Source organism: Pseudomonas sp. CP-1 (assembly GCF_021213715.1).
Taxonomy (GTDB): Bacteria; Pseudomonadota; Gammaproteobacteria; order Pseudomonadales; family Pseudomonadaceae; genus Pseudomonas; species Pseudomonas aeruginosa.
In genome coordinates this window covers 232,596-249,548 of the sequence record NZ_JAJQKY010000003.1, presented here as the reverse complement: position 1 = coordinate 249,548, position 16,953 = coordinate 232,596, and the positions used below count along the sequence as shown (strand labels likewise).

The following is a 16,953-nucleotide window of genomic DNA, read 5'->3' as shown; positions in this document are numbered from 1 at the left end:
GTGCGAAAGGATTAGGCCGGCACGTTGAAGACGTGGCGGAGGTAGGCGACGAAGTTCTCGTCGCGGCATTGGGTCTTGCCCGGGGCGTCGGATATCTTCGCCACCGGATGGCCGTTGCAGGCCGTCATCTTCAGGACGATGTTCATCGGCTCGACTCCCTGGATGTCGCAGGTCAGGTTGGTGCCGATGCCGAAGCTGACGTTGATCTTGCCACGTAGCGCGCGGAACAGCTGCAACGCCTTGGGCATGTCCAGCCCGTCGGAGAACACCAGGGTCTTGCTCAGCGGGTCGATACCCAGGCGGCGGTAGTGGGTGATGGCTTTCTCCGCCCAGGCCAGCGGGTCGCCCGAATCGTGGCGCAGGCCGTCGAAGAGCTTGGCGAAGTACAGGTCGAAGTCGTCGAGGAAGGCATCCATGGTAATGCAGTCGGTCAGGGCTATGCCGAGCTGTCCGCGGTACTCGCGGACCCAGCAGTCCAGCGCCGCTTGCTGGCTGTCGACCAGCCGCGGGCCGAGCTGCTGGTGGGCCATCAGCCATTCGTGGGCCATGGTGCCGATCGGCTTGAGATCGTACTCGCGGGCCAGGTGCACGTTGCTGGTGCCGACGAAGCGCCCGGGGAAGTCGCGCTTGAGGATATGCACCACTTCCTCCTGGGTGCGGTAGGAGAAGCGCCGGCGGGTGCCGAAGTCGGCGACCTGGAATTCCGCGAGTTCCTCGCTGCTGGCCTGGGCGGAGAGCCAGTCGAGCTTGCGATAGAGCTGCTCGCCGACCTGTTCCAGGACCACTTCGCGGTAGCGATAACGGTTGCGCACCTCGCTGACGATGGCCAGCAGCGGCACCTCGAAGAGGATCACGTGCAGCCATGGGCCGCGCAGGCGGATTGCCAGTTGGCCATCCTCGATGCCGGTGTGCACGTAGCGCAGGTTGAAGCGGAACAGGCTGAGGAAGCGGATGAAGTCCGGCTTCATGAACGGGATGCGTTCGAGGAAGGCGAGTTGGTCGGCGGTTACCTCGACTTCGGCGAGGCGCTCGATCTGGTAGCGGATCTCCGCCAGGTACGGACGCAGGTCCTCGGCGTTGCGGCAGCGGAATTCCCACTCCACTTCGGCGTTGGGGTAGTTGTGCAGCACCGCCTGCATCATGGTCAGCTTGTAGAAATCGGTATCGAGCAGGTTCTGCACGATGCGCTCGGCAAAGACGCTTTCGGCCATGTTCACTTCTCCTTGTCGGCGCCGGTGAGGGCGCTATCCAGTCGTTCCAGGTCGGCGCAGAGAATCACCCCGGCGTCGCGCATCTCGTCGCAGGCCCGCTGCGCGGTGTCCTCGGCGATGGCCCGGCAGGCGGGCAGGTAGAGCAGCACCTCGAAACCGGCGCGGCGCAGTTGCAGGGCGGTGTTCTTCACGCAGTAGTCCAGCGCCAGGCCACCCACCAGCACATGGCTCACGCCATTCTGCCTCAGGTATTCGATGACCCCGGTGCTGCGGCGTTCCGCCAGATCGTGGTAGCAGGCGCCGTAGGGATGCAGGTCCGGCTCCACGCCCTTCCAGACGAAGAAGTCGTAGTCGATCGGCCGCGGCAGTTCGTCGAGCAGCTCGAAACCCGGCGTACCCGGTACGCAGTGGCTCACCCAGGTCAGGTCGGCATCCGGATAGGCCAGCGGCCGCAGCATCTGCTCGGCGCTTTCCACTACCCAGGCAGCCTTCGGGCTGTGCGCGTCCTTGCTGCCCAGGCGCAGCGCGGCGCGGCTGGCCAGTTGGTTGAGGGCGGCGCCGATGGCGTCGCCGCCGGGCACCGGCAGTTCGTCCGGGCACAGCGGGGTGAAGCCTTTCTGGGCGTCGACATCGAAGCTGGCGATCTTGCTGGGGCGATTCATGGAAGCCTCCGCTTGACGGGTTGGGGCTGAATGTGGGTACATAATTCATCACGTGAAATAAGTCGTCAAGCACTTGTACTACAAAATTTCGCAGTGGAAGGTATTTTCTATGCGTGATGAAATAAGTTACCGGATTCGCCGACTGCCTGCCGGGATGAGCGGCGGACGCGCCCCCGACTTCGCTCTCGCGGTCTATGGTGGGGCGTTCGACCCGCCGCACCCCGGCCATGAGTCGGTGATCCGCCGGGCGCTGCTTTACGCCGAACGGGTCGCCCTGGTGCCGAGCCACCGCCACGCCTTCGGCAAGCGCATGGGCGATTTCGAGCTGCGCTGCCGCTGGCTGGCGCGGCTGGCCCGGCGGATCGATCCGCGGCGGGTGTATTGCGAGCCGATCGAAGCAGGATTGATGCCCGATCGTCCGGCGGTCTACAGCATCGACCTGCTGGAAGCGCTGGCCGCGCGTAGCGGCCTGGCGTCAGCGCGGATCGCCCTGCTGATCGGCGCCGACAACGAGGCGGAGCTGCCGCGCTTCGAACGCGCCGCCGAATTGTGCTGGCGCTTCGGCCGGCTGGTGGCGGAGGAGCGGCTGCCGCTGCACAGCTCGATGATCCGCCAGCGCCTGCGCGAAGGACTGGCGATACCGGAGGCCTGGTGCCTGCCGGAAGTGAAGGACGAACTGCACTGCTATGGCGGCGAACGCCAGGCGGTCTGAAGAGAGGAGTGACGATGAGTTCAGCGGAAGTATTGGCCAGCGTGGATATCGTGGCGTTGCGCCTGAACCCCGGGCACGGACTGGAGCTGTTGCTGATCCGCCGCGCCCAGGCGCCTTTCGCCGGCCAGTGGGCCTTGCCCGGCGTGCTGGTCAACGGCCGCAGCGCCGACCACAGCCTCGACGACGCGGCGGTGCGCGCCCTGCGCGACAAGGCGCGGCTGGAGCCGGCCTACATCGAGCAGGTGGCCACGGTCGGCAACGCGGTACGCGACCCGCGCGGCTGGTCGCTGAGCGTGTTCTACCTGGTGCTGGTCGGCCCGGACACCCGGGTGGAGGACGACGACCTCGACTTCGTGCCGCTGCGCGACGTTCGCAGCGAGCGCTTCGCCCTGCCGTTCGACCACGCCCAACTGGTACAGCAGGCCTGCGAGCGCCTGGCGAGCAAGTCGGTGTACAGCGCCCTGCCGCTGTTCCTGCTGGCGCCGCGCTTCACCGTGGCCGAGGCGCTGAAGGCCTTCGAGTGCGCCATCGGCCAGGAAGTCCAGCATTCCAGCCTGCGCGGCCGCCTGGAGCGGATGAAGGAGGCTGGCTGGGTCGAGGACACCGGCGAACGCCAGCGTCCGCCCATGGGGCGCCCGCAACACGTCCTGCATTTCACCCCGAAGCCGGGCGGCGCCTTCGTTTTCGACCGCAGCCTGCTGGCGTCCTGACAAACGGGTGCGGCAGGGCCGGTGAGGCCGCTCCCTGCCGCGCTTGCTAGACGGTGAAGCGCTGGATCTGCTGCTCCAGCCCGTTTGCCAGCTTCGCCAGCTCGACACTGGAGGTGGAGGTCTTCACCGCGCCCTCGGCGACTTCGCCGATGCTGGCATTGAGCGAGTCGATGTTCTGGCTGACCTCGCTCGCGGTGGCGGTCTGTTCTTCCGTCGCCGTGGATATCTGCGCGTTGCTCTGGGCGATGCCTTCGATCGCCTGGGCGATGAGACCGAGCGCCTTTCCCGCCTCGTGGGCGCGCTGGACGCTGACCTGGGCCTGCTCGCGTGACTGCTGCATCACGCTGACCGCGCTGCTGGCGCCTGCCTGCAGGGCTTCGATCATCTCGCGGATGGTTTCGGTGGCCTTGTGCGTATTGGTGGCCAGGCTGCGCACTTCATCGGCGACCACCGCGAACCCGCGTCCGGCCTCGCCCGCCCGTGCGGCTTCTATCGCGGCATTGAGGGCGAGCAGGTTGGTCTGCTGGGCGATGTTCTGGATGACTTCCAGAACGGTGCTGATTTCCTCGGTCTTGTTGCGCAGCGTGTCGATGACGGCTCCCGCCTCTCCGACCATGACCGACAGGCCCTGGATGGCGTCGAGGTTCGCATGCACGAGGCCGGTTCCGGTGTGCGCCTCGCTGTTCGCCGATTCCGCGCTGGCCGCGGCGGCCTGGGCGTTCCGCGCCACGTCCTGGACCGCCATGCTCATCTGGTGTACCGCCGTGGCGACCATGTCGGTCTGGTCGCCCTGGGACGTGGCGACATGGCTGACCTGGTTGCTGATGGCGCTCATCTCGTCCGAGGTGACGGTCAGCTTCCTGGCCGTTTCGGCGAGATGGCGGAGCAGCGCCTGCTGGCTTTCCAGCATCATATTGAATGCGCGCGCCGTATCGGACACTTCGTCGCGCCCGCGCGCATCGGCGCGGAGCGTGAGATTCGAGGAGTCCTGCACGCGGCGGATTACCCCGCGCAGATCGGAAAGCGGGCGCATGATCGACAGGCTGATGAACCAGGCCGCGGCGACGATGAGGACCAGGGCTGCGGCGCCGATGAGCAGGAAGGTGGTGCGCATGGAGTCGTAGCGTTTCTCCATCTGCTCGTTGAGCTTGGCGCCTTCGCTGAGCTGCAGGTCGATCAGCGTCGACAGCGCGGTTCCCAGGGGATCGAACGCACCATACATCTCGCGATTGAACGTTCCGGCCTCGACGTTTCGCAGGCTTCCGGCCCTGGCCTGCTCGCCGTATGCCAGGGTCATCCGCTTGACCTGTTCCAGGGTGGGGACCAGCGACTCGATGATTTCCTTCTCGGCGGCAGTCCGGTGGTCTGCGGAATAGTCGGCCCACGACTTCTCGATGCGCGACAGCGCCCCACTCAACTCCTGCTGCAGGCGCTCTTCATCGAAGACACCCGCACGGTACTTGTGCAGGGCGTCGACCACGCTGACCGCAACGGCGTCGGCGACGATCTTGAGCTGGCTGATGGGCTTCATCCGGTTGTTGAAAAGGTCCTGGAAGCTGGCATCGAGTCGACTGGCGTTGGCCAGCGCCATCGCGATGACCGTGACGAGCATCGTCAGGGGCAGCAACGCCAGGACCAGCAGGCGGATTCGAACCGTGACGCCAGTGAGCATGGGACGTTCCGAGGTGAACCGAGTGAGAGTAAAGATGGTTCCGCGCAGCGGAAACGTCAAACCGGGCCGTGGCGCGTCTGGCGGGGGCCCGCTGAGGGTTGCTCCTGCTCCAGGCGCTCTACCATCCACTCGATGAAATGGCGCACCTTGGGGACTTCCGCGGCATGCTCGGGATAGGCCAGGTAGTAAGCCTCCTGGCTGGGCAGGGCGTGCGGCCAGGCGATCGCCAGCTTGCCTTCGGCGAGTTCCTCCTCGACCAGGAAGCGCGGTAGCAGGGCTACCCCGCAACCGGCCTGGGCGGCGCGGATGCACATGTAGAAGGTGTCGAAGCGTGGACCGTGGTAGCAACCCTGGCAATTTCGCTCCAGGCTGGCGAACCAGTCGTGCCAGGCCTCCGCGCGGCTGGCGTTCTGCAGCAGCACCAGCCCCGCCAGTTGGGTCGGTTCGTCCAGTCCGCCGGCCGGCAGCAGGGATGGCGCGCAGACCGCCACCAGTTGTTCGCCGAACAGGCGTATGCACTCGGCGCCCGGCAGGGTGCCGGGGCCGAAGAAGAACGCCAGGTCGCAATGGCCCTGGCGCAGGTCGTCCGGTTCCAGTTCCTGGCGCAGGTCGAGGTGGATGTTCGGGTGGCGGTGGCGCCAGCCGTTCAGTTGCGGGATCAGCCAGCGCGCGCCGAAGGTCGGCGGGGTCGCCACTCGCAGCACTTCGGTCTCGCCGCCGTAGGAAAGCAGGAAGCGGGTGGACAGCTCTACCTGCTGCAGGATGCGTCGTACCTCGGCCAGGTACAGCTCGCCGGCCGGGGTCAGTTGCAAGCGCTTGCGCACCCGGCGGAACAGGGCGTGCTGCAACTGCTCCTCGAGTTGCGCGACCTGCTTGCTCATGGCGCTCTGGGTCAGGCTCAACTCTTCGGCGGCGCGGGTGAAGCTCAGGTGCCGGGCTACCGCTTCGAAGCATTGCAGGGCGGTCATCGACGGCAGGCGGCGTTTGTTCAGCATGGAGGGTTTCCTGGCGCGGGTGGAGCGGGCGGAACGCGTTATATGAATAAACGGAATGACGTGGGGAGGAAAGCTCGCTTGCCGGAGTGCCGGGCGACGCTTATTACTGCCGGCAAGTCTCGCGATAGAGCATTCGCTGGCTTATGACGAATCCGTCACAGCGCTTTGCGCCGAACGTGGCGTCGCTCACGGATATGTCCATGTCGTATTCGAATCGACTTTTTCCGCCAAGTACCGAATCCCGGGAAGTTCATGTTCATATTAATTTTAAAAACCGCTCTGTCCTGCACTTTTATTGAAAAAGAGGACCTCAATTAGTGCGTGCAGCGCACCAGTGACGTGCAGTTTCTAACCGCTTCAATATCGTTGTAGAGTTATTCCTAGGAACGGTTCAGGCCTTGTGAAGCCTGGGCTGTAGCTCTCCGAAGGGGATTCGGAGAAATGTCTAAATGACTGATTTCCAATAACAAAGATAAAAACGGAAAGGAGGGCTAAAGTTCTTGTGGCCGGCCACTCAGGAAAAAAACGAATGGCACGCCGCTTGCTCTGCCTGTTGAGCGAAACACAACAACAACATCGTAGTTACGAGCGCCAACATCATCCTCAGGAGCAACACCCCATGTCCAAGAAGCTGTTCAGAAAAGGCATCCTGGCTCTCGCGGTTTCATCCGTGATGGGTCTTTCCACGCATGCGCTGGCCGACGTCGTGATCGGCGTGGCCGGACCGCATACCGGCGCCAACGCCTCCTTCGGCGAGCAATACTGGCGCGGCGCGTCCCAGGCGGCGGAAGACATCAACGCGGCGGGTGGGATCAACGGCGAGAAGATCAAGCTGGTCAAGGCCGACGACGCCTGCGAACCGAAGCAGGCCGTGGCCGTGGCCAACCGCCTGGTAGACCAGGACAAGGCCATCGCCGTGGTCGGCCATTTCTGCTCTTCTTCGACCATCCCCGCATCCGAGGTCTACGACGAGGCCGGGATCATCGCCATCACCCCCGGTTCCACCAACCCGCAGGTCACCGAGCGCGGACTCTCCGGGATGTTTCGCATGTGCGGCCGCGACGACCAGCAGGGCGTGGTCGCCGGCGACTATATCGTCAAGGTGCTGAAGGCCAAGAAGGTCGCGGTGATCCACGACAAGGACACCTATGGCCAGGGCCTGGCGGACGCCACCAGGGCGCAACTGAACAAGCTCGGCGTGAAAGAGGTTCTCTACGAGGGCCTGACCCGCGGCGAGAAGGACTTCAACGCGCTGGTTACCAAGATCCGCGCCTCCGGTGCCGAGGTCGTCTACTTCGGCGGCCTGCATCCGGAAGCCGGTCCGCTGGTACGGCAGATGCGTGAACAGGGACTGACCGCCAGGTTCATGTCCGACGACGGCGTGGTCACCGACGAACTGGCGACCACCGCCGGCGGTCCGCAGTACGTCAAGGGCGTGCTGATGACCTTCGGCGCCGACCCGCGGCTGATCCCCGACGGCAAGGCGGTGGTGGAGAAGTTCCGTGCCGGCGGTTTCGAGCCGGAAGGCTACACCCTCTACTCCTACGCCTCGATCCAGTCCCTGGCGGCGGCCTTCAACGGCGCCGGCGCCAACGATCCGGCCAAGGCCGCCGAGTGGCTGAAGTCGCATCCGGTGCAGACCGTGATGGGCAAGAAGGAATGGGACAAGAAGGGCGACCTGAAAGTCTCCGACTACGTGGTCTACGAGTGGGACGACAAGGGCAAGTACCACCAGTTGCCCTGATCGCGCTCGACCGCCATGCGCCGGGCACAGGCTCGGCGCATGGGTAAGTCCGGGAGCTGCTGAAGTGCTCGCCCGTGCTTGCCGCCGTAGTGCGGATTCACCGAAGACGTCTGCGTGTGGTCGGTCTGGAGTCCCGCGATCCGGGGCCGTTTCAGTAGCACCCGTCCGCTTTCACCGGCGAGCGCCGGCGCGCCTTACAAAGGCCGTCGCGATTCGCCCTGAAGAGACTGAAAAATGGACGGCATCTTCCTCCAGCAAATGATCAACGGGCTGACCCTCGGCTCGGTCTACGGCCTCATCGCCATCGGCTACACCATGGTCTACGGCATCATCGGCATGATCAACTTCGCCCACGGCGAGGTGTACATGATCTCCGCCTACCTGTCGGCCATCGCCCTTGCCCTGCTGGCCTTCTTCGGCCTGCAGAACTTCCCGCTGCTGATCCTCGGCACCTTGCTGTTCACCGTGCTGGTGACCTGCACCTACGGCTGGGTGATCGAGCGCATCGCCTACAAGCCGCTGCGCAACTCCACGCGCCTGGCGCCGCTGATCTCGGCGATCGGCATGTCGCTGATCCTGCAGAACTACGTGCAGGTGGCACAGGGACCGCGCCAGCAGGGGATCCCGACCCTGCTCGACGGCGCCCTGAAATTCCACGTCGGCGACGGTTTCGTCCAGCTCACCTACACCAAGCTGTTCATCCTGATCGCTTCGCTGATCGGCATGGCAGTGCTGACCTACGTGATCCGCTACACCAAGCTCGGGCGCATGTGCCGGGCGACCCAGCAGGACCGCAAGATGGCTTCGATCCTGGGGATCAACACCGACCGGGTGATCTCCTACGTGTTCGTCATCGGCGCGGCGATGGCCGCCCTGGCCGGGGTGCTGATCACCATGAACTACGGCACCTTCGACTTTTACGCCGGCTTCATCATCGGCATCAAGGCGTTCACCGCGGCGGTGCTCGGCGGCATCGGCTCGCTGCCCGGGGCGATGCTCGGCGGCCTGGTGCTGGGAGTGGCCGAGGCGCAGTTCTCGGGGATGGTCAACACCGACTACAAGGACGTGTTCGCCTTCTCGTTGCTGGTACTGATCCTGATCTTCCGTCCCCAGGGCCTGCTCGGCCGCCCGCAGATCGCCAAGGTGTAAGGGGACGACGATGAGCAACGAGACTTCCATCGATCTCAAGCAGTGCGTCCTCGATGCCGTGCTCTCCGGGTTGATCGCCCTGGTGGTGTTCGGCCCCATCGTCGGCGTGGTCCTCGACGGCTACGGCTTCAACCTGCATTACGAGCGGGTCGGCTGGATCATCGCGATCGTGATGGCCGGGCGCTTCCTGCTCAGCCTCTACCTGCAGACCCGCGGCGGGCGGGCCGTGCTGGAGCGCTTCGAGGGGGCTGGCAGCGGCGTCCACGTCCTGCCGCCGGGCTACAAGACCCGCTTGCGCTGGATCGTGCCGCTGATCCTGGTGGCCGCGGTGATCTTCCCGTTCTTCGCCAGCAAGTACCTGCTGGCGGTGGTCATCCTCGGCCTGATCTACGTGCTGCTGGGCCTGGGCCTGAACATCGTGGTCGGCCTCGCCGGGCTGCTCGACCTCGGCTACGTGGCCTTCTACGCCATTGGCGCCTATGGCCTGGCGCTGGGCTACCAGTACCTCGGCCTGGGTTTCTGGACCGTCCTGCCGCTGGCCGCGCTGACCGCCGCGGTGGCCGGGGCGATCCTCGGCTTCCCGGTGTTGCGCATGCATGGCGACTACCTGGCGATCGTCACCCTGGGCTTCGGCGAGATCATCCGCCTGGTACTGAACAACTGGCTGTCCTTCACCGGCGGGCCGAACGGCATGCCGGCGCCGGCGCCGACCTTCCTCGGCCTGGAGTTCGGCCGCCGGGCCAAGGATGGCGGGGTGCCGATCCACGAGTTCCTCGGCATCGCCTACAACCCCAACATGAAGTTCCTGTTCATCTACGTGGTGCTGTTCCTGGTCGTGCTGCTGGTGCTCTACATCAAGCACCGGCTGACCCGGATGCCGGTCGGGCGCGCCTGGGAGGCGCTGCGCGAGGATGAGATCGCCTGTCGCGCGATGGGCCTCAACCATGTGCTGGTGAAACTCTCGGCGTTCATGCTCGGCGCCTCCACCGCGGGACTGGCCGGGGTGTTCTTCGCCAGCTACCAGGGCTTCGTCAACCCGTCCTCGTTCAACTTCTTCGAGTCGGCGCTGATCCTCGCCATCGTCGTGCTCGGCGGCATGGGCTCGACGGTCGGGGTGGTGATCGCCGCCTTCGTCCTCACCGTGGCGCCGGAGCTGCTGCGCAGCTTCGCCGACATCCGCGTGCTGCTGCTCGGGATACTCATGGTGGTGATGATGATCTGGCGGCCGCGCGGGCTGATCCGCATCAGCCGGGTGGGCTTCGCCCCGCGCAAGGGGGTGGCGCCATGAGCGACAAGATCCTCAGCGTCGAGCACCTGATGATGCACTTCGGCGGCATCAAGGCGCTCAACGACGTCAACCTCGACGTCGAGCGCGGTTCGATCACCGCGCTGATCGGCCCCAACGGCGCCGGCAAGACCACCGTGTTCAACTGCCTCACCGGCTTCTACAAGGCCACCGGCGGCAACATCCTGCTCAACACCCAGGGGCGCACCACGGACGTCATCCAGGTGCTCGGCGAGCCGTTCCAGCTGGACGACTTCGTCAAGCCGCCGCAACTGGGCAGTCGCCTCTACTACAAGATGTTCGGCGGCACCCACCTGGTGAACCGCGCCGGGCTGGCGCGGACCTTCCAGAACATCCGCCTGTTCAAGGACATGTCGGTGGTGGAGAACCTGCTGGTGGCGCAGCACATGTTCGTCAACCGCAACCTGCTCGCCGGCATCCTCAACACTCCCGGCTATCGCCGCGCCGAGAGCGAGGCGCTGGACCACGCGTTCTACTGGCTGGAGGTGGTCGACCTGGTGGACTGCGCCAACCGCCTGGCCGGCGAGATGTCCTACGGCCAGCAACGGCGCCTGGAGATCGCCCGGGCCATGTGCACGCGGCCGGAACTCATCTGCCTGGACGAACCGGCCGCCGGCCTCAACCCGGCCGAGACCCACGCCCTGAGCAACATCGTCCGCTACCTGCGCGACCACCACGGGATCACCGTACTGCTGATCGAGCATGACATGGGCATGGTGATGAACATCTCCGACCACATCATCGTGCTCGACCACGGCGACGTGATCGCCCGTGGCAACCCCGAACAGATCCGCCATGACGAGAAGGTGATCGCCGCCTATCTCGGTGCCGACGAAGAGGAGCTGTCATGAGCGCGGCGTTGCTGGAATTCCGTGAGGTGGACGTGTTCTACGGGCCGATCCAGGCGCTGAAGAAGGTCTCGCTGCAGGTCAACGAGGGCGAGACGGTGAGCCTGATCGGTGCCAACGGCGCGGGCAAGTCGACGCTGTTGATGTCGATCTTCGGCCAGCCGCGCGCGGCGGCCGGGCAGATCCTCTATCGCGGCCAGGACATCCGCCAGAAGTCGGCGCACTACGTGGCGTCCAACGGCATCGCGCAGTCGCCGGAAGGACGCCGGGTGTTCCCCGACATGAGCGTCGAGGAAAACCTGCTGATGGGTACCATTCCCATCGGCATGGACCACGCCGAGGAGGACATGCAGCGCATGTTCGAGCTGTTCCCGCGCCTGAAGGAGCGGCGCAACCAGCGCGCCATGACCATGTCCGGCGGCGAGCAGCAGATGCTCGCCATCGCCCGCGCGCTGATGAGCCGGCCGAAGCTGCTGTTGCTCGACGAGCCCTCCCTGGGCCTGGCGCCGATCGTGGTCAAGCAGATCTTCCAGACCCTGCGCGAGCTGGCCAGGAGCGGCATGACCATCTTCCTCGTCGAGCAGAACGCCAACCATGCGCTGAAGCTCTCCGACCGCGCCTACGTGATGGTCACCGGGGAAATCCGCATGAGCGGCAGCGGCGAAGAACTGCTCGGCAACCAGGAGGTGCGCAACGCCTATCTCGGCGGACATTGAGCGCGCCCCGCCTCGGCGCTCTGGCCGCCGGGGCGGGCGCTGTCCTGCAGCGACGGAGGAAACTCGACTTATGCACAGCCTGCGCTTTTTCAGCAACGCCGAGGTCGCCGAGCGCCTGTCTTATCCACAACTGATCGAGGCGTTGCGCATCGGCCTGGCCAAGCCTTGCAGTGCGCCGCTGCGCAGCTGCCATGCCTTGCCGGGGCAGGCCTCGTTGCTACAGATGCCGGTGTGGCAGGCCGGTGAGGGGATCGGCGTGAAACTGGTGACGGTGTTCCCTGGCAATGGGGCGCGTGGCCTGCCGGCGGTGGCCGCGGTGTTCGCTCTGTTCGACGGCGAAGACGGTCGCCCGCTGGCGTTGCTGGAGGCTTCGGAGCTGACCGCCCGGCGTACCGCCTGCAGCTCGGCGCTGGCCGCCGACTACCTGGCGCGGGACGATGCGCGGCGCCTGCTGGTGGTCGGCTGCGGAACCCTGGCTGCGCACATGGTGCGGGCCCACGCCTGCGTGCGCGACTATCGCCACATCGACATCTGGGGCCGCGATCCGGCCAAGGCCGCCGCGCTGGCCGCCCGGCTGCGCGAGGAGGGCTACCCGGCGCGAGCGGCCGACGGGTTGCGCGCGGCGGTGGAGGCGGCCGATTGCGTCAGTTGCGTTACCACCTCCCGCGAAGCGCTGGTGCGCGGCGCATGGCTGAAGCCGGGCGTCCATCTCGACCTGGTCGGCGCCTTCCTGCCGTCCATGCGCGAGACTGACGCCCTGGCGGTGGCGCGCGCGCGGGTCGTGGTGGATACCCGCGCAGGCGCGCTGGAAGAGGCTGGCGACCTGTTGCAGGCGATCGCCGAAGGCGCCATCGGGCGCGAGGCGATATCCACCGAACTGCGCGACTTGCTGGGCGGGGCAGGGCGGCGCGGCGATCCCGGGGAAATCACCCTGTTCAAGTCGGTGGGTTATGCGCTGGAGGACCTGGTCGCCGCGCGCCGGGTTGTGGATAACGCCGCCTGAGGTTGTTCAGGATTTCTGTGCGGGGGCTTGTGGATAAGGTGGGTAAGAACCGCCAAGCCCTTGAATTGGCGAGGGTTAGGCGTGGCTGGTCAGAAAATGATCAGTGCTCGCGCCGGGGCACTTATCCCCAGCGCGTGGTCATGCCGCTGCCACAGTTGTTCAGGAAAACTGTGCGACGCCCTGTGGACAAGTTGGTGGCTGTTCGCTGCGGCCCAAGCACGGTGCGGGTTCCGCGAGGTTGGTCGTTTTTTGAGCAGGCGCCTCGGCAAACTCGTGCGCAACTGTATGGCCAACCGGGCACGGCGAGGCTCTAGAATCCCCGGATATCGTTTTTCCGCCCCGTACGAGGAGATGCCCATGTCGTCCACCCTGTTCATCACCGGCGCCACCTCAGGCTTCGGCGAAGCCTGCGCCCGTCGTTTCGCCGAGGCCGGCTGGTCGCTGGTGCTCACCGGCCGTCGCGAGGAGCGTCTGCAGGCCCTGGCCGGCGAGCTTTCGGCGAAGACCCGGGTGTTGCCGCTGACCCTGGACGTGCGCGACCGCGCGGCGATGAGCGCGGCCGTGGACAACCTGCCGGAAGAGTTCGCCACCCTGCGCGGCCTGATCAACAACGCCGGCCTGGCGCTGGGCACCGACCCGGCGCAGTCCTGCGACCTGGACGACTGGGACACCATGGTCGACACCAACATCAAGGGCCTGCTCTACAGCACGCGCCTGCTGCTGCCGCGGCTGATCGCCCACGGCGCCGGGGCGAGCATCGTCAACCTGGGTTCGGTGGCCGGCAAGTGGCCCTATCCGGGTAGCCATGTCTACGGCGGCACCAAGGCCTTCGTCGAGCAATTCTCCCTGAACCTGCGTTGCGACCTGCAGGGCACCGGGGTGCGCGTGACCAACCTCGAGCCGGGGCTGTGCGAGAGCGAGTTCTCCCTGGTCCGCTTCGGCGGCGACCAGGCGCGCTACGACAAGACCTACGCCGGGGCCCATCCGATCCAGCCGGAAGACATCGCCGAGACCATCTTCTGGATCATGAACCAGCCTGCCCACCTGAACATCAACAGCCTCGAGATCATGCCGGTGAGCCAGTCCTGGGCCGGCTTCGCCATCCACCGCGAAAGCTGACCGGCGGAGGCGGCCGGGGCGCGCTATGATGCCCCGGTCGTCCCGATCGAATAAGCGAATTCCATGAGCAAACCGGGCCAACGCGTGCTGGCCGAGCTGCGCAAGCTGATCGCTTCCGGCGAACTCGCCGCCGGCGAGCGCATCGTCGAGATTCCCACCGCCGAACGCCTGCAGGTCTCGCGCATGCCGGTGCGCATCGCCCTGCGTACCCTCGAGCAGGAAGGCCTGCTGTGCAAGACCGGGCGCGGCTACAGGGTGCGCGCGGTGACCCGCGAGGATATCGCCGGCGCGGTCGAGGTGCGCGGCGTTCTGGAAGGCCTGGCGGCACGCCAGGCGGCCGAGCGCGGGCTGTCCGCCGAGGCACGGGCGACCCTGGAGGAATGCCTGGCCGAGGGCGACCGGTTGTTCGCCAACGGCCAGGTCCTGCTGGAGGAGCTGGAGCGCTACCAGCGCATGAACATGCGCTTCCACCGCACCATCATCGAGGCCAGCGGCAACCCGGCGATCGCCGTGGCGCTGGCGCGCAACGACCACCTGCCGTTCGCCTCGGTGAGCGCCCTGGCGGTGGATCGCGACAATCTCGAGCAGGAATTCCGCCGTTTCAACTTCGCCCACATGCAGCACCACGCGGTGGTCGACGCGCTGGTCAACGGCCAGGGGGCGCGCGCCGAGGCGATCATGCGCGAGCACGCCAACGCGACCCTGCGCTACGCCGACTACTTCGATCCGGCGCGGAAGGGCGTCACCGTGCTTCACGGCGACGTCGCCGCCGACTAGAGATCCAGCACCAGCCGTGGGCTGCGCGAACGCGAACAGCAGGGCGTGAAGCAATCGTTGGCGGCCTGCTCCTCTTCGCTGAGGTAGAGGTCGCGATGCTCCGGCTCGCCGTCCAGCACGCGGGTCAGACAGGTGCCGCAGATGCCCTGCTCGCAGGAGGCCGGCAGGTCCACCCCGGCTTCGCGCAGGGCCGCCAGCACGGTCTGCCCGGCGGCGACCCGGATCAGCGCCCCGTTGCTCGCCAACTGCACTTCGAAGGTGCCGTCCGCATTGGCGTCCCGTGGCGCGGCGGCGAAGTGCTCGCGATGCAAGCGGCTTGCTTCCCAGCCCAGTTCGCGGGCGCTTTCTTCGATCCACTGCATGAAGCCCGCCGGCCCGCAAAGGTATAGCTGGGCGTCGCGTGGACTGGCCGCCAGCAGGGCGCGAAGGTCCGCGCGGCGGCTGCTGTCGCCGTGGTCGAAGTGGCAGTACACGCGGTCGGCGAAGGCGCACCGGTCAAGATAGTCGACGAAGGCCGCGCGCTCGGCGGAATGCGCGCAGTAGTGCAACTGGAAGTTGGCGCCATCGCGGGCCAGGCGTTCGGCCATCGCCAGCAGCGGCGTAATGCCGATGCCGCCGGCGAACAGCAGGCGCGGACCGGGCTCCGGCGACAGCGGGAAGAGATTGCGCGGCTCGCCGATGCGCAGCCGCTGGCCGACCCGCAGTTCGGCGTGCAGCGTGGCCGAGCCGCCGCGCGAGTCGCGGCAGCGGAGTACGGCGATACGGTAGTGGCGCGGCCGTTCGGCGGGGCCGCAGAGGGAGTACTGGCGGACCAGGCCGTTGGGCAGGTGCAGGTCGATGTGTGCGCCCGGCTCGAAGGACGGCAGGGCCGCCCCGTCGGCCCGGAACAGTTCGAAGCTGTGGATATCCTGCGCCTCCAGGCGGATGGCGCCGACGATGACCTCGATCATGGCGAAGGCTCCCGTCAGGCCTGGGCGCGGTTGGGGGCGGCGGCCTGGCGCTCGTCCGCCAGCAGGCGCTCGATGATGCGCCGGGCCTGCACGCCGCCGGCGTCGATGTTCAGTTTCAGCAGGTCGCGCCGTGGATGGCGCAGCAGGTTGCGCTGCTGGCTTTCGAGCATTTCCAGGTCTTCGCCGAAGATCTTTCCCTGGCCTTCGCGAATGCTCTCGGTGAGCGCCCGGTCGTGGGCCTGGAAGTTGCGCGCCATGCCCCAGAAGTACCAGATGGAGGTGGCGCTCTCCGGGGTGATGAAGTCGACCACGATGCTCGCCGCCTTGCGCTCCGCCGGCGCCTGGTAGCCACCGTGGCCGGCGTGGGCCACGCCGACCTCGATCAACACGTGGCTGGGCGGCGTGAAGCGGCAGATCTGCCAGCGGTCCACCGCCACGTCGTCGGCCAGGCCGTTGCCGCGCAGGGCCATGCGCCAGAACGGCGGGGCCATGACATTCTGCATGTGGCGGCTGGTGATCACCTCGTCGCCTTCCACCCGCGTGGCCGGCGCGGCCTCGTCGATTTCCTTCTGGCCGATGCTGGACGCATGGACGTAGGTCTCGTGGGTCAGGTCCATCAGGTTGTCGATCATCAGGCGATAGTCGCAGTGGATGTGGTACAGCCCGCCGCCATAGGCCCAATCGGGGCTTTCCGCCCATTCCAGGCGGGGTATCAGCGCGGCGTCGGCCTGTTCTTCCGCGCCCGGCCAAACCCAGACGAAGCCGTGCCGCTCCTGCACCGGGAAGCGACGGATGCAGGGGAAGCCGCGGACCCGCTGGCCGGGCATCGCGCGGGTGCGACCGTCCTCGCCCATCGCCAGGCCGTGGTAGCCGCAGACCAGCACGCCGTCCTCGACGAAGCCCAGCGACAGCGGCGCGCCACGGTGCGGGCAGAAATCCTCGAGGGCCGCCACGCGGCCGTCCTCGCCTCGGTAGAAAACCATCGGCTCGTCGCAGATGCGTCGGCCGAGCGGCTTGCCGGCCAGTTCGTCGGGGGTGCAGGCCACGTACCAGGCGTTCTTCGGAAACATCGTCGGATCCTCTCGTTGTTTTTGTAATTGGATCCAATGATTCGCGAGGCAACTTTTCCAAGTCAACCGCTTCTGTACAAAAAATAATCCGTTCGATAGTCGCACATAAAAAACTTCAGGAATAAATCGCTCAATTATCTCGTTCCAGAGCCTTTCTCAGATTTCGCTGACAGTGGGATATCCGTTGGCCTTCCGTTTTCTTGTCGCACAAATGGATCCAATAGGATTGCGGCATCGACGCAACGGTGCCAGGGTGCCTGCGCTTGCCGTGCCTACAACAACAAGAAAAAGGGTCTTCCCGATGATGGA

Annotated in this window: 16 protein-coding genes; 10 read left to right on the top strand and 6 right to left on the bottom strand. The window is 66.1% G+C overall.

What is annotated here, in order from left to right; translation table 11 throughout:
* Positions 1-11 precede the first annotated feature (11 nt).
* Together pncB and LT948_RS08120 are read right to left on the bottom strand one after the other, a co-directional pair.
* Complete coding sequence (pncB, locus tag LT948_RS08125; protein WP_023096208.1) at positions 12-1,211, bottom strand: nicotinate phosphoribosyltransferase; 1,200 nt, start codon at positions 1,209-1,211, stop codon at positions 12-14.
* Between the two features lie 2 nt (positions 1,212-1,213).
* Positions 1,214-1,873 (bottom strand): nicotinamidase, encoded by a 660-nt coding sequence (locus LT948_RS08120; protein WP_003141693.1) that lies wholly within the window; start codon positions 1,871-1,873, stop codon positions 1,214-1,216.
* A 109-nt stretch (positions 1,874-1,982) separates the two neighbouring features.
* Here LT948_RS08120 and LT948_RS08115 point away from each other — a divergent pair, with 109 nt between their 5' ends.
* Together LT948_RS08115 and LT948_RS08110 are read left to right on the top strand one after the other, a co-directional pair.
* The gene (locus tag LT948_RS08115; RefSeq protein WP_073657330.1) at positions 1,983-2,585 is read left to right on the top strand and encodes a nicotinate-nicotinamide nucleotide adenylyltransferase; all 603 of its coding nucleotides are present in this window, start codon (positions 1,983-1,985) and stop codon (positions 2,583-2,585) included.
* A gap of 14 nt (positions 2,586-2,599) precedes the next feature.
* Complete coding sequence (locus LT948_RS08110) at positions 2,600-3,295, top strand: NUDIX domain-containing protein (protein ID WP_003095579.1); 696 nt, start codon at positions 2,600-2,602, stop codon at positions 3,293-3,295.
* Positions 3,296-3,341: 46 nt separating this feature from the next.
* On the opposite strand, the gene LT948_RS08105 is transcribed toward LT948_RS08110, so the two are convergent.
* Positions 3,342-4,967, bottom strand: coding sequence for a methyl-accepting chemotaxis protein (locus tag LT948_RS08105; protein ID WP_003095577.1), 1,626 nt, complete (start codon positions 4,965-4,967; stop codon positions 3,342-3,344).
* Positions 4,968-5,023: 56 nt separating this feature from the next.
* The gene (locus LT948_RS08100; protein ID WP_003095575.1) at positions 5,024-5,962 is read right to left on the bottom strand and encodes a LysR substrate-binding domain-containing protein; all 939 of its coding nucleotides are present in this window, start codon (positions 5,960-5,962) and stop codon (positions 5,024-5,026) included.
* Between the two features lie 619 nt (positions 5,963-6,581).
* On the opposite strand from LT948_RS08100, the gene LT948_RS08095 reads away from it, so the two are divergent.
* From LT948_RS08095 to LT948_RS08060, 8 genes are all read left to right on the top strand, one after another.
* Positions 6,582-7,706, top strand: coding sequence for a branched-chain amino acid ABC transporter substrate-binding protein (locus LT948_RS08095; protein WP_003135508.1), 1,125 nt, complete (start codon positions 6,582-6,584; stop codon positions 7,704-7,706).
* Between the two features lie 234 nt (positions 7,707-7,940).
* Positions 7,941-8,855: an ABC transporter permease subunit gene (locus LT948_RS08090; protein WP_003095571.1), complete on the top strand. Its 915-nt coding sequence runs from the start codon at positions 7,941-7,943 to the stop codon at positions 8,853-8,855.
* A gap of 10 nt (positions 8,856-8,865) precedes the next feature.
* Positions 8,866-10,143, top strand: coding sequence for a high-affinity branched-chain amino acid ABC transporter permease LivM (gene livM, locus LT948_RS08085; protein WP_003099983.1), 1,278 nt, complete (start codon positions 8,866-8,868; stop codon positions 10,141-10,143).
* Positions 10,140-11,012 (top strand): ATP-binding cassette domain-containing protein, encoded by an 873-nt coding sequence (locus LT948_RS08080; protein ID WP_003095566.1) that lies wholly within the window; start codon positions 10,140-10,142, stop codon positions 11,010-11,012. The genes livM and LT948_RS08080 overlap by 4 nt, the downstream gene beginning before the upstream one ends.
* Positions 11,009-11,725, top strand: coding sequence for an ABC transporter ATP-binding protein (locus LT948_RS08075; RefSeq protein ID WP_003095563.1), 717 nt, complete (start codon positions 11,009-11,011; stop codon positions 11,723-11,725). The genes LT948_RS08080 and LT948_RS08075 overlap by 4 nt, the downstream gene beginning before the upstream one ends.
* Positions 11,726-11,795: 70 nt before the next feature.
* Complete coding sequence (locus LT948_RS08070) at positions 11,796-12,728, top strand: ornithine cyclodeaminase family protein (RefSeq protein WP_023092677.1); 933 nt, start codon at positions 11,796-11,798, stop codon at positions 12,726-12,728.
* Between the two features lie 357 nt (positions 12,729-13,085).
* Entirely contained in the window at positions 13,086-13,847 is a 762-nt protein-coding gene (locus LT948_RS08065) for an SDR family oxidoreductase (RefSeq protein WP_003095557.1), read from the top strand.
* A gap of 63 nt (positions 13,848-13,910) precedes the next feature.
* Positions 13,911-14,624 carry a GntR family transcriptional regulator gene (locus tag LT948_RS08060; protein WP_003109450.1) on the top strand — a complete coding sequence of 238 codons (714 nt, stop codon included), beginning with the start codon at positions 13,911-13,913 and terminating at the stop codon, positions 14,622-14,624.
* On the opposite strand, the gene LT948_RS08055 is transcribed toward LT948_RS08060, so the two are convergent.
* Together LT948_RS08055 and LT948_RS08050 are read right to left on the bottom strand one after the other, a co-directional pair.
* A complete protein-coding gene (locus LT948_RS08055; RefSeq protein WP_003161300.1) occupies positions 14,621-15,574 on the bottom strand; it encodes a PDR/VanB family oxidoreductase in 954 nt (317 codons plus the stop codon). The genes LT948_RS08060 and LT948_RS08055 overlap by 4 nt on opposite strands.
* 14 nt (positions 15,575-15,588) lie before the next feature.
* Positions 15,589-16,644 carry an aromatic ring-hydroxylating dioxygenase subunit alpha gene (locus tag LT948_RS08050; RefSeq protein WP_003095551.1) on the bottom strand — a complete coding sequence of 352 codons (1,056 nt, stop codon included), beginning with the start codon at positions 16,642-16,644 and terminating at the stop codon, positions 15,589-15,591.
* Positions 16,645-16,953: the final 309 nt, after the last annotated feature.

Coding starts and splice junctions, on each gene's coding strand:
- LT948_RS08065 (WP_003095557.1), top strand. CDS start 13,086: ATGTCGTCCACCCTGTTCATCACCGGCGCCACCTCAGGCTTCGGCGAA.
- LT948_RS08060 (WP_003109450.1), top strand. CDS start 13,911: ATGAGCAAACCGGGCCAACGCGTGCTGGCCGAGCTGCGCAAGCTGATC.
- LT948_RS08070 (WP_023092677.1), top strand. CDS start 11,796: ATGCACAGCCTGCGCTTTTTCAGCAACGCCGAGGTCGCCGAGCGCCTG.
- pncB (WP_023096208.1), bottom strand. CDS start 1,211: ATGGCCGAAAGCGTCTTTGCCGAGCGCATCGTGCAGAACCTGCTCGAT.
- LT948_RS08100 (WP_003095575.1), bottom strand. CDS start 5,962: ATGCTGAACAAACGCCGCCTGCCGTCGATGACCGCCCTGCAATGCTTC.
- LT948_RS08120 (WP_003141693.1), bottom strand. CDS start 1,873: ATGAATCGCCCCAGCAAGATCGCCAGCTTCGATGTCGACGCCCAGAAA.
- LT948_RS08055 (WP_003161300.1), bottom strand. CDS start 15,574: ATGATCGAGGTCATCGTCGGCGCCATCCGCCTGGAGGCGCAGGATATC.
- LT948_RS08090 (WP_003095571.1), top strand. CDS start 7,941: ATGGACGGCATCTTCCTCCAGCAAATGATCAACGGGCTGACCCTCGGC.
- LT948_RS08105 (WP_003095577.1), bottom strand. CDS start 4,967: ATGCTCACTGGCGTCACGGTTCGAATCCGCCTGCTGGTCCTGGCGTTG.
- livM (WP_003099983.1), top strand. CDS start 8,866: ATGAGCAACGAGACTTCCATCGATCTCAAGCAGTGCGTCCTCGATGCC.
- LT948_RS08115 (WP_073657330.1), top strand. CDS start 1,983: ATGCGTGATGAAATAAGTTACCGGATTCGCCGACTGCCTGCCGGGATG.
- LT948_RS08050 (WP_003095551.1), bottom strand. CDS start 16,644: ATGTTTCCGAAGAACGCCTGGTACGTGGCCTGCACCCCCGACGAACTG.
- LT948_RS08075 (WP_003095563.1), top strand. CDS start 11,009: ATGAGCGCGGCGTTGCTGGAATTCCGTGAGGTGGACGTGTTCTACGGG.
- LT948_RS08080 (WP_003095566.1), top strand. CDS start 10,140: ATGAGCGACAAGATCCTCAGCGTCGAGCACCTGATGATGCACTTCGGC.
- LT948_RS08110 (WP_003095579.1), top strand. CDS start 2,600: ATGAGTTCAGCGGAAGTATTGGCCAGCGTGGATATCGTGGCGTTGCGC.
- LT948_RS08095 (WP_003135508.1), top strand. CDS start 6,582: ATGTCCAAGAAGCTGTTCAGAAAAGGCATCCTGGCTCTCGCGGTTTCA.